Annotated in this window: 12 protein-coding genes; 3 read left to right on the forward strand and 9 right to left on the reverse strand. The window is 57.8% G+C overall.

Annotated elements, in window-relative coordinates:
- The first annotated feature begins 337 nt into the window (after positions 1 to 337).
- Positions 338 to 511, forward strand: coding sequence for a 4Fe-4S dicluster domain-containing protein (locus ENN40_09490; protein HDP95577.1), 174 nt, complete (start codon positions 338 to 340; stop codon positions 509 to 511).
- 242 nt (positions 512 to 753) lie between these two features.
- On the opposite strand, the gene ENN40_09495 is transcribed toward ENN40_09490, so the two are convergent.
- Entirely contained in the window at positions 754 to 954 is a 201-nt protein-coding gene (locus ENN40_09495) for a cold-shock protein (GenBank protein ID HDP95578.1), read from the reverse strand.
- A 251-nt stretch (positions 955 to 1,205) separates the two neighbouring features.
- On the opposite strand from ENN40_09495, the gene ENN40_09500 reads away from it, so the two are divergent.
- Complete coding sequence (locus tag ENN40_09500; protein ID HDP95579.1) at positions 1,206 to 1,757, forward strand: peptidylprolyl isomerase; 552 nt, start codon at positions 1,206 to 1,208, stop codon at positions 1,755 to 1,757.
- Positions 1,758 to 1,980: 223 nt separating this feature from the next.
- Positions 1,981 to 2,175, forward strand: coding sequence for a hypothetical protein (locus tag ENN40_09505; GenBank protein ID HDP95580.1), 195 nt, complete (start codon positions 1,981 to 1,983; stop codon positions 2,173 to 2,175).
- 31 nt (positions 2,176 to 2,206) lie between these two features.
- On the opposite strand, the gene ENN40_09510 is transcribed toward ENN40_09505, so the two are convergent.
- Genes ENN40_09510 through ENN40_09545 form a run of 8 tightly spaced genes read right to left on the reverse strand, consistent with a single transcriptional unit; the run spans position 2,207 to position 10,845 of the window.
- Positions 2,207 to 2,848, reverse strand: a complete 642-nt coding sequence (locus ENN40_09510) for a CPBP family intramembrane metalloprotease (protein ID HDP95581.1) — start codon at positions 2,846 to 2,848, stop codon at positions 2,207 to 2,209.
- Positions 2,845 to 3,702, reverse strand: coding sequence for a dihydropteroate synthase (gene folP / locus ENN40_09515; GenBank protein ID HDP95582.1), 858 nt, complete (start codon positions 3,700 to 3,702; stop codon positions 2,845 to 2,847). The genes ENN40_09510 and folP overlap by 4 nt, the downstream gene beginning before the upstream one ends.
- 21 nt (positions 3,703 to 3,723) lie before the next feature.
- Positions 3,724 to 4,467 (reverse strand): tetratricopeptide repeat protein, encoded by a 744-nt coding sequence (locus ENN40_09520; protein ID HDP95583.1) that lies wholly within the window; start codon positions 4,465 to 4,467, stop codon positions 3,724 to 3,726.
- Positions 4,464 to 6,212 carry a protein BatD gene (locus ENN40_09525; GenBank protein ID HDP95584.1) on the reverse strand — a complete coding sequence of 583 codons (1,749 nt, stop codon included), beginning with the start codon at positions 6,210 to 6,212 and terminating at the stop codon, positions 4,464 to 4,466. Before ENN40_09525 ends, ENN40_09520 begins: the two co-directional genes overlap by 4 nt.
- Positions 6,212 to 6,865, reverse strand: a complete 654-nt coding sequence (locus ENN40_09530) for a tetratricopeptide repeat protein (protein HDP95585.1) — start codon at positions 6,863 to 6,865, stop codon at positions 6,212 to 6,214. The genes ENN40_09525 and ENN40_09530 overlap by 1 nt, the downstream gene beginning before the upstream one ends.
- On the reverse strand, positions 6,850 to 7,860 hold the full coding sequence (locus ENN40_09535) for a VWA domain-containing protein (GenBank protein HDP95586.1): 1,011 nt from the start codon (positions 7,858 to 7,860) through the stop codon (positions 6,850 to 6,852). Before ENN40_09535 ends, ENN40_09530 begins: the two co-directional genes overlap by 16 nt.
- A gap of 49 nt (positions 7,861 to 7,909) precedes the next feature.
- Positions 7,910 to 9,940, reverse strand: coding sequence for a DUF3488 domain-containing protein (locus ENN40_09540; GenBank protein ID HDP95587.1), 2,031 nt, complete (start codon positions 9,938 to 9,940; stop codon positions 7,910 to 7,912).
- Positions 9,937 to 10,845 (reverse strand): DUF58 domain-containing protein, encoded by a 909-nt coding sequence (locus ENN40_09545; GenBank protein ID HDP95588.1) that lies wholly within the window; start codon positions 10,843 to 10,845, stop codon positions 9,937 to 9,939. Before ENN40_09545 ends, ENN40_09540 begins: the two co-directional genes overlap by 4 nt.
- Positions 10,846 to 11,253: the final 408 nt, after the last annotated feature.

An 11,253-nucleotide genomic window follows, 5' to 3' on the forward strand; every position in this document is an offset into this window, starting at 1 on the left:
TAAGGGGATGCAATATATATAGTTGGAGAGTTGGAAAGTGGAGAGTTGGAGGGGAATAGAATTGGAAAGTTGAAGAGGAGGAGACTGGAGGAGGCGGCAGGACAAGGACACAGGAATAATGAAGAAGGAATACAACCTGGGGACGGTGCTTGTAAGTATGTAAATACAGTCATTGCCATAAAATAAACCCTATGGCAAAGAAAAACGGATTCGGATTCCAGAATCCGTACTTACATACATACAAGCACCGTCCCCAAAAATAAGTTGATTCCAGACGCGCATTGCCGTATATTGGGTCCTTGCCAAAAACCAATAAACCTAAAGGAAGGAGAGACGCATGGCACATGTCATTAACGAAGAATGCATCAGTTGCGGGTCCTGCGAACCCGAATGCCCCGAGGGCGCGATTTCTGAGGGAGATGACCGGTTTGTTATCGATGCCGCCTTGTGTACCGATTGCGGCACCTGCGTGGATGTCTGTCCGGTGGATGCCATCCACCCCGGCGCTTAGGTTTTAACCGGGTGAATCGGGGGCGTTGCTTGTAAGTATGCAGGCACAAACGTACCTGCAACCTGTCCAGACAATTATCTGACTTGCTGCCCAACCATAGGGATAATTTTGGTCAGAACCGACCTTATATAATTACAAGCACTCCCTAATGACCCAATAAATCCCGGACGGGATGGCGAATCAGAGGTAAATCTGGAAAGCCCGCCTGCACGAATGCGGACGGGCCTTCCGGGTTTTTTTGTTTACAGGATTGTGACGTTGGCGGCCTGTTGGCCTTTGGGACCCTGTTTGACCTCGAACTCCACCTCCTGACCTTCCATCAGAGAGCGGTGCCCGGTGCCCTGGATCTCAGAGTAGTGGACGAACACATCGTTCGCACCATCAACTTCAATAAAGCCATAACCTTTGCTGTCATCAAACCATTTCACTCTACCTTTCGGCATAAACGTACTCCTTTTTTTTCTTCAGTAGACGCGGTAGAATGATACACCCGGAAGTAAAGGATTTTACTCGGAGAGATATGCCTCCACCTTCATCCACCAATCAAAGGTATTCTAACATAGAACTTTAAAAAAAACAAGTAAAGGCGAATTTTCAAAAAAGAACAGTTTTCTTATCGCCTGCAAAGCAACTGCGCCTGCAATTTGCTTTGGATTGTGATATGCTGAAAAAAATTCTTACCAGGAGTAAAGATATGAGCGAATTTTCCGACCTCACGGCCGTAATGAATACATCGAAGGGACCCATCCGTTTGCGCTTACTGGCGAATGCGGCCCCCCTGACCGTCGCCAATTTCGTCAACCTCGCATTGCGTGGCTATTACGACGGCTTGACATTTCACCGCGTCATCGCAGACTTCATGATCCAGGGCGGATGTCCGGAAGGATCCGGGCGCGGAGGTCCGGGTTACCATTTCCAGGATGAGGTCGATTCCGGCCTGCGCCACGACCGTCCGGGAATTCTCTCCATGGCGAATGCCGGACCGGCCACCAACGGCAGCCAGTTTTTTATCACCCACGTGGCCACGCCCTGGCTGGACGGCAAACCCACGGTATTTGGCGCGGTTGAAAGTGACTGTGACCAGGAAGTGGTCAACCGCATCAGCGCCGATGACACCATACACACCGTGGTAATCAAGAACGACCCGCTTCCCCTGCTACGCGGGATGGCGGATTCCCTGGCAAACATGAATGCCGCCTTGGATCGTGCTTTCCCCGATCTGAAGCCCGCTCCGGTTACGGCTTGATCACTGCTTGAATGATGCACTCCTGATTCAACCGGGGTATACTGAACCGGGAGGGAGATCCCATGGGCAAAGTCCTCGAAGGCATCAACAAGGTCCTGAACTTTACCCTGTTTGAACTCAACCAGACCCCTGTCTCTCCCGCCTCCATCCTCATGTTCATTCTGGTGGTGTTGGCGTTTTACCTGCTCTCCCGCCTCGTACGTCGCATTCTGAAGGGCGGAGTGTGTTCCACCGCCTGGAGATGGAGCTGTGGGCATGGGTCAAGGAACCCCATGAGCATCGTACGATCCGCTCGGAAATCTACTTCGCCATTTTCCGCGCCTTCCGGGAAACGGGCATCCAGATCCCCTTTCCACAGCGGGACATTCACATTATTCTGCGGCAAAAACAGAATAAAGTTGAAGAGTTGAAAAGTTGAAGAGTTGGGCGTCCCCTTAACGCACAACTTTCTAGCTTCCCACGCGGCCGTTAAAAAAGTAATTCCCCAGACCCACGGTAAACACCAGGGCACCGTAGAGGCCATGTTCAACTGCGGCCAGAAGTACCGAGCGGTGACGCGTGTAGGTGCGCGCAAACATGAATGCCGCGGGGAGGGTAAGCAACGGCCCGACCAGGTTTCCGTAGGCAATGTGCACAAAAGCAAAACAAGCCGCGTTCATGACCAGCAGCAGCCGCGAAGCGGGAAACAGGGTACGGTATCGCTGGCAGAAGAAAGCACGGAAAATGATCTCCTGGGGAAAAGCCGAAAACACGGGATAGAGCATCATCACCATTAACCAGATCAACGGCCGTTGACGGGGGAAAAAGAACAATTGCTGCGGCGCGATTGTCCACGTCAGCAGCAGCAAAGCCAGCCCCACCATGGGGAATTTCCACAACATGCCGCGGGCAAAAGCCTTACTGTTTTCCCGGGAAAAAAAGCGGCGGTTGTCAAAGCGGGGAGAACGAACCAGGTAAATGGTAATAAAAATGGTCCCCAGCACCAGGGGCAAAAATTTGGGAAAGCCTCGTCCCCCCAGCCACATGAGAACGGGTAGTACCCAGAAAAGCGCTCCCCACTCGATCCAGAGCCAAGTGTTGCGCTTCGTCACTGCCGGCTCCCGGTTTGCGGCAAAACTCCCAGGGCGCGAACGACTTTCAAGGCCCGGACAGTTGCGTCCACATCGTGCACCCGCAGAACGGATGCTCCGTGCATGGAAGCGACAATTCCGGCAACCAGGGTCTCCGGCAGACGCTCAGCCGGATTCACTTTGCCGCCCAGGGCGCCCAGGAATGATTTGCGTGATACACCCACCATGAGGGGAGAGTCAAACACCCTGAAGGCGGCCAGGTTCTTGAGTATCTCGATGTTATCCTGAAGCCGCTTGCCGAACCCGATCCCCGGATCCAGCAGAATGCGATCCGGAGCGATTCCCGCGGATCGCGCCATGCGCACGCGCTCCTTGAAATAGTCCGTCAGTTCGGCAATCACGTCGCCATACTCCGGGTTGCGTTGCATGTTCTCCGGTGTACCCTTGATGTGCATGATCACCACGGGCACCTCGAGTTCAGCCGCCGTCGCGGCCATGCGCGGGCTGAAATTCAGCCCGGAAATATCGTTGATGATGTCAGCTCCGCCCTCTTCCACGGCCCGCCGGGCCACCGATTCCTTGTAGGTATCTACTGAAACGGGAATGTCCAGTTCTGTTTTGATTCGGCGTATAACCGGAACCACCCGGTTCGCCTCTTCTTCCGCATCAAGGGATCGTGCGCCGGGCCGGGTGCTTTCCCCTCCCACATCAATGATATCCACTCCCTGGTCAACCATTTCCCGGGCCCGCGCCAGGGCCAGGTCCAAGGATACATAGCGGCCTCCATCGAAAAAAGAATCGGGGGTCACATTGATCACTCCCATGACGGCCGGCTCTTCCAGGGTCAAGTAACGGTTTCTCAAGTGGATGCGCATACCCGGCCTCCAAATTTCAAACTAAATGATTTCCAAAGCTGTTAATTCGATCCAACCAGCCACATCGTCACCCGCGGCTACCTGCAACCATTGCTCACGTTCTTCCTGGACCCGTACGTCCAGACCGGGACGCAAGCTAAACAACACCGTATACCTCTTGCCCGGCCCGCTGCGCAGCCGGGCCTGGCTCTGTATCACCACCGCGGTATCCCTGCGGTCAAGGCGGTGCTGGTAGAAGGCTTGGAGACCCGACAACAACAAAGAAACGATCAAGGCAAACCCCAGGCCGTAAACAAGCCACTTGCGCTTTCCCCGCCATAGTAACATGATAAAAAAAGCGTTCAGCCACACCACGGATAAGAATAACAACGCCGAGATGGCATTCAGGGAAACCAGGGCGGTGAAATGATTCCACAGGTTGGCCAGGAATCCGGCCTGACGTGATTTTTTTTCATGTCCCAAGTGCTCATCCACGTATTCGAGATTGTCACGAATTTCCCGGCGGGTCGGGGCCAACCTCAACGCCCGCAGGTAGTGGATTTTGGCATCCACGAATCGCTCCAGTTTCACACAGCAATTGCCCATGTTGAATGCCAGTTTCCAGTTGTCTACTCCGGCGGCGATTTGCGAATAGCCATCCAGGGCTTCAGCGTAATGCCCGTCTTCATATTGCTGGTTGGCGACGGCAAAGGCCGTGTTTGCCCCGCCCCAGGCAATGGGGGTGAGCCCCATGATCAGCAGCAGCAGCATTCCCGTTCTTTTCATTTGATTTTCCCGTCAATGCGGCGCAGCAAAACCCCCAATCGCGCCAGATCCCGGCGGTCATCCTGCAGCCCGGACCGGGGCGCAAAACGTTTGGAATCGATTTTTTCCTTCAGGGCCAGGAATTCATTGATTTCCCGTTCCGATACTCCTCTCTCTTCCAGACACCGCGCGATGGTTGCGGCGTTCATGCGCGACGGTTTCATGCCCAATCGCTCGCTGAGGTAATTCTCAACAATGCCGGCTGCGCCGCCCAGCTCGCTCTGGGTTTGCAGTCCTTTCAGGGTTCGCGATAACACACGCCGGGCCTCCAGGCGACGGCTGCGCCGCACCAGGGGCTCCCAGATTCCCCGATAGATCGCCGCGGCCAGGCTCGCCAGAAACGGCAGCAGCAACAGCCAGGTGTACGCACGGGATCGGTTCCAGTAACTGGATTGATCCCGGATAGCCCCGCCCAGGATGTGGTGAATGTCCCGTCCCCGGCGCACGACTTCCGCCCCGCCGGCGGGGACCGCCTCGTCCCGTCCGGCAGCCTGGTTTTCCATTACGTTTACGGTCATGGGATCGGAAGCCATGATGCGAATTTGCCCTGTTACCGGATCCCACCAGCGCAACTCCAGGGGCGGGATGGAAACCGCCCCTGCGCGACGAAAAGTGACGGGGATTTCCGCATTCACCGTTCCGCGCAGCCATTGCCCGGAATGATTCAGCGTTCGCTTCACTTTGGGCGGGAACACCTGGAAAAACGGCCCCCCCTCCAATTGCGGCACCCCGAGGGTTTTCATGTTTCCGTTTCCGCTGACACGCAGCTTCAGGGTAACCATTTCGCGCGCTTTCACCGTCTCCGGTAGTGGATCCACTTTTAACTGAAAATCACCCACGGGCAAGCCCGCCGTCTCATTGGGCAGGGGGCGGACCTCGATGGTCTCCGGCTTGGTGACGCGGGTGATGCGACGCGGCTCGCTGAAAAAACTCATGCCGTTTTCAGCCAGGATGATTTCAAACTCAAGGGAGGGGATGGTTAGGCTTCCGCTCTGATTGGGGAAAAGCGCCACTTTGCGGATATCGTACTCGGTGTATTCTTTGCCGTCCACTTCCCGCATTCTGCCGGCGCTGCTGCGGGGAACCGGGAACCACTCCTGCCAGAATCCAGCAATGGAGGGCTCGGTCAACAGGTTGACCGCGCGCACGGTGTTGCGGGTCAACAATCGCACCTGGACCAAGACCTGCTGGCCGGAAACCACGTTGCGGGGCGACACCTCCGTAATCAAACGAACATCCACGGGTTGCCGGCTGCGCTGCCGCTCTCGCGGCAGCGCAAAAAGGTCTTCGTCAAACAGGGAACGTCGCTTGGGTGGAGGCGCCACGCTGCCTTTCACCACTTCCACCCGGATGGGTTTGGTGACCAGCGTCCGCCCCTGGGCTTCGTAGCGCAATGCCGGGATTGTCAAGGTGCCGGTTCGTTTTGGTGACAGCTGGTATTCAAATCGGGTCAAGTGGGACGTTCGGCCGTTGACCATGTGAAATTCCGTCGACTGGGAACGCGATTGTACAAAAAAGTCTCTCAGTTCAGAAAGATCAGGGGGGATCGGATTGTCTACTCCGGAGAGGGTAAGCGTAAACTCCAGCTTATCATCCAGGCCGATGCGCTGGGAATGAACCCGGGCACTGAACTCCACCTGCTGGGCGGGCAGGCAGAGGCCAACCAAAAGAAGCACCCATGCCACCGCCCGAGAGCGAATCATCATTACCAATCTTTTTCCCGCCGGGCTTCCCGGGCCACTTTGCGTTTGCGTTCCTTCAGCTGCTCTTTCTCTTTCTGCGACAAGTACTGCAACAAAGTCTGGTATTTCTCTTGCGGCTTTTGTTCTTGCCTGCCTTCACTCTTGGGTGGCTGGGGTTTCGGCTCTGATTCGCCGCGATTCTTTTTCTGGTCGCGGTGAGACTGCTTGGGATCCTGCTGTTGCTTTTTTTGCCGTTCCAACCGTTGCAGGGCCAATTCGAAATTGCGTTTTGCGTCCAAGTCCTCCGGATCCTGGAGCAAAGCCTGTTTGTAGTGGTCCAGGGCCTTGTCGAACTGCTTTAGGCGGAAATAGGTGTTGCCGAGATTGTAGTGAAAATCCCGTTTGGATACCCCGCAGCGTCCGGGATCCACGCGCGAGAACTCCTCCAGGGCTTCCTGAAATTTACCCAGCTTGTACATCGCGGCCGCGGTGTTGTGCTGCAGGGCGGTGTTTTCCGGTTTCAATCCCCGGGCGGAAAGGAACTTCTGCAGCGCCTCACCGAATCGACCCTGACTGTACGCTTCCATGCCAGCCGCATTGCGCCGGGCCGCCGCATCAAACCAATGCCACCCCAACAGCAGAGGAACCAGGCATAAAACGATCAGTCTGCGGTCCATCGGATTCGCCTCGTTGTCAACGCCATCTCCAGGAAAAGAAGTATTATACCAACCCCCAGGGGGTATTGAAACCGGGGTACCCGGACCCGGCGCACTTTACGTTGAATAATGCGGCGCTCAAATGTTTTCAGTACCGTGACAAAATGATCCGTGTCGCCGGGATCCAGCAGGCGGAAATAACGCCCTCCGGTTTCCCGCGCCAAGTGTTTCAACGGTTCTTCATCCAGGCGTGTTCGCACCATCCGCCCCTGCTGATCCCGCTTCCAATCCGTCACCTCGCCATTCTCGCTGCGCAGGGGAATGGGCGCGCCCTCGGGCGCGCCGACCCCAACGGCAAACACCACGATTCCCCTCTCTTTCAATTGCGAAGCGCGCTCTTGCCACCCACCCTCCTGGTCTTCGCCATCCGTGATCAACACCATAACCCGTTGTGCCGTGTCTTGCGTATCCAACATCTTTATGGCCAGGTCAAGCGCGGCCGCCAGGTTGGTGCCCTGCTCTTCAGCGGGACTGATCTCGGAAGCCAGAACCATGAGTTTAAACGCCTCGTAATCCACGGTCAGCGGACATTGCACAACCGCGCGTCCCGCGAAATGGATCAACGAAACGTAGTCGGTCGCCAGGGTATCCGCAGCCATGATAATCAGTTGACGCGCCGATTCCAGGCGACTGGGCCGCAGATCCGCGGCAGCCATGGAACGGGAAGTGTCCAGCAGAAAAACCATTTCCGTTCCCCGTACCTCAAGGGGCTCGTAGCGTTCGCCCCATTCCGGGCCCGCCAACGCCAGGATCAGAAATCCCAGTGAAAGGGTCAACAGCAGGGTTTTAAACACATCCAATTCCCGTCCGCCCCGCACCACCATTTTGGAACGGGCGCGGCTCGAAAAGAACTCCGCCAGCCAGCGGTTGCGCAAGCGGCTGCTGGCAATGGCCAAAAAGATGAAAGGTATCAGCAGTGCCAGCAACCACAACGCGGACGGATTGGAAAATTGCATGGTTCAACTCCCGAAGGGAGTCTGATTATATCAGACCTGGCGCTCCATGTCAGGCTTTCCATCGACGCGGGATTCTCAATTTCCTGACCCGGCGCAGCAGTGACTTTTCCACGCCGGCAGCAAAAGAAACGCCGTAACGCAAGCGGATATAGGTTTGAATCACTTGGTCGATCGCATCCGCCTGGTTGGGAAAGCGGCGGCGCGCCTGGCGGCTGATATCAAGCGGGCCTTGCCATGATTCCACATTCATTCCCCCACGGGACAAGCGGGCTTCCAGCAGGCGCCAGCTTTTCTCCAGGGGATCACGACGCCTCTGTGCCGGCAAACGAAACAACCAGCGCGTCAACCGCCAGGTAAATACCACGAACAGCATTACCAGGGCCAACTTTCCAGCACGTTGTATCCCACGTACACCCAATCTGGAAAGGAGGCTGCGCTGTTGGTAGCGGTCATAGCGCACCACCCAGGTCTGCCAGTAGTTGCGCGCCACATCCCAATAGTCGCGGATCCAGCGCCATGCTCGCGCCAATCCGCCCTCAGTCATGGCGCGTCGCAACACGCTGGAACGATCCTCTGCCGTTCCGGCAGCCATCTCATCCAGAGAGGCGTTCAAGCGGCCGCCGTATTCCAGCCGCTCAGGTACCACCGCGGCCGTCGGGTCCACGCGCAGCCAGCCGCGGCCGTCCAGCCAGATTTCCGTCCAGGCATGTGCATCCGCGTCCCGCACCACCAGTTGACCGTCAACGGGATTGGTCTCTCCACCCTGATATCCGGCCACGATCCGGCAGGGAACCTCTCCCAGCCTCATCAACAAGGCAAATCCCGCCGCGTAATGTCCACAGAAACCACGGCGGGTATTTAAGAGAAAATCGCCTACCGGGTCACGTGGGTCCAGGTTGCCGGGCTGCAGTGAATAGGTGAATCCCGCGGACCGGAAAAATTCCAGAACCCTTTCCGCCAGCGCTCGCGCATCCGTCCCCTCTCTAAGCCATGGCTCTACCAGGGTCCGCAGCCCGGGGTTGACCTCGCGTGGCAATTGCAAAGCCATGCGCCGCAAATAGGGATGAAGGTCGGGTTCCGGGATGATGCCGCCGATTCTGGAATCGACCCGATACCGAATGGGACGCTCCACCCGGCGATGATAGCGAAACACATTTCCGGGCGAAACCAGGCTGCCCGGTGGAACCCGGACCGGATAATCCAGGGCAAAGAGCCAGCGTTGACCATGGGGTTCCAACATGATTTCCTGTTTCACGCCATCCCTTCCTCGTCGCGTTGAGCCGGCGATGTTCTCCCCGATCCGGCCCGGGTACCAGGTGCGTCCATCCGTCAGCCACAGAACCAGGCCGCGAAAATAGCGTTGCCGCGGCGGCGGCAGTTCGGCCTCCGCCACCTTCATGCGCATTACCGCCCGTTGCGATTCCACCATGCGGGCAACGCTTCCCGGTTGCAACGTATCACTGAAACCGGAAACTCCGGATTCTCCCGCTGCCCCCCCCAGTCCCCACAGCGGTCCCGGATAGCGGGGAAACAGTATGAACAACACAACGGCCACGGGAACGGATGCCAGCAACATTCCGGACGCGCCACGCAGGGGGCGAAGGCTGCCGGAGCGGCCGGCGTACAATTGCAGGAAAGCGGCGTTTACGGCCAGGAGTTGAACCACGCCAAACAACAGTGCCGGCAATTCCTGAGTGAACAGAAACAAAGCCGCTGTCAGGAAATAGCACAGGTATCCCATTAAATGAAAATCGCGGGATTGCCGTACCTCCAGTAACTTGACCGCGGCCAATACGACCAGGGCCGATACACCGGGATCCCGTCCCATGAAAAAGCCGAACTGCAGGTAAACCACCACGCAGGCCCCCAGGGCCAGGGCCAGGCGCACCCCGGGAGGCGGCAGCGGACGGCGCCGCCGGCGGTCCAGGTAATGACGCCAGGCCAGCAATAGGAAAGCCATAATCGTGGTCCAGATCGGCAGATGGGGTACCTGGCCGGCCACGGCGAGCAGGAACGCCAGCTTCATGCGGTCCAACGCCCGGGACGACAACGGCATGACGGCGCGTTGCGGCCGGCTCATTGATCCTCTCCGTAACGGGCCAGTGCCTCCAGACAGGTGCGAGTGTGGCGGGTGCCGGAACCGGCTTCAATACTCTTTTCCGGCAGCCGGAGACCATATTCCACCCCCAGGTGGGCGGCATCCAGCACCCAGCGGGTCAATTGCGACAACCGTGATTCAACGGGCATTCCCGCAAGGTGATTCCAATCAAACCAGGTACGTACCTGGCCTCCCCCGGAAAATTCCTTGATATTCGGGGAGCGTCCGCGGGCCACGGACTTCCAGTCGATGTGCCGCCATGACTCCCCCACCCGCCAGGGGCGCAGTCCATTAAAATCATCACCCCCGCTCATGTGAGAACCCTCGGTCCAATCGTACCAGCGGCTTTCCGGTTGCGGCCACGGGCGCTGTCCCTCCGGGTTTGGATACACCAGGTATGGGGCTTGTACCTGAACTTCGCGCCGGCAACGAAAAACCCCCAGGGGATAGCGGGTTTCCCACTGCACGGCAACCAGGCGGAAAGACCCGCGCCCAGGAGCGGGAATTCCCACATCCGCAACCATGGCACCGCTGTGATGCAGGTTGATGGGACCAAAGGCATCTCCCCACCCGTCAACCCCGGCCGCGGAGGCAAACAGCGCCGGCCGACCGCCTTCATTCAGAGCAATCAATTCCAGCGTGAGTTTAACCCCGCGGCCGGCGAATGCCGGATGGATACGGACATGTCGCAGTCGTACACCCGCCACGTAGCCCCGCCCCATGGCGGCTGAACTGATCAGAGTTCCCAGCATCAGGAAGCAGAGAATAAAGGCCATGCTGTTGCTGTAGTTCATGGCCGCTACCAGAATGGCGAACACAATCAGCATGTAAGCGCCCCCCGCGGGGGTCAAGCGTACCCGGGTCACGGCCCCGCGCTTTCGGGCCATTGTCTCTCAGCGACGCAAGGGGATCGACCGCAGCAGGTTTTCCCACGTGCTACAGGCATCATCCCCTTGGCGGCCGCCCTCGGGATTCAAGCGGTGCTCCAGCACACCCCCGGCGACCCGCTGAACATCTTCGGGCAACACCATGTCCCGCTCTTCCGTGAGGGCCCATGCCTGGGCGGCGCGCAACAGGGCGATTCCGGCCCGTGGCGAAAGACCCAGGCATTGTTGGGGACGGCTGCGGGAAGCAGCCATGATATCCTGTACGTAATCAAGGATCGCCGCGGAGGCATGGATCCGCGGGACGGCATCCTGGAGTTGGATCAGCTCTTCCCCGGTCATGACCGACTGCAGGCCGCGCACCATATCGGCGCGGTTTTCACCGGTTAACAACTGCCGCTCCGCCGGCGG

The organism is Candidatus Aminicenantes bacterium (genome assembly GCA_011049425.1).
Taxonomy (GTDB): Bacteria; Acidobacteriota; Aminicenantia; order UBA2199; family UBA2199; genus UBA876.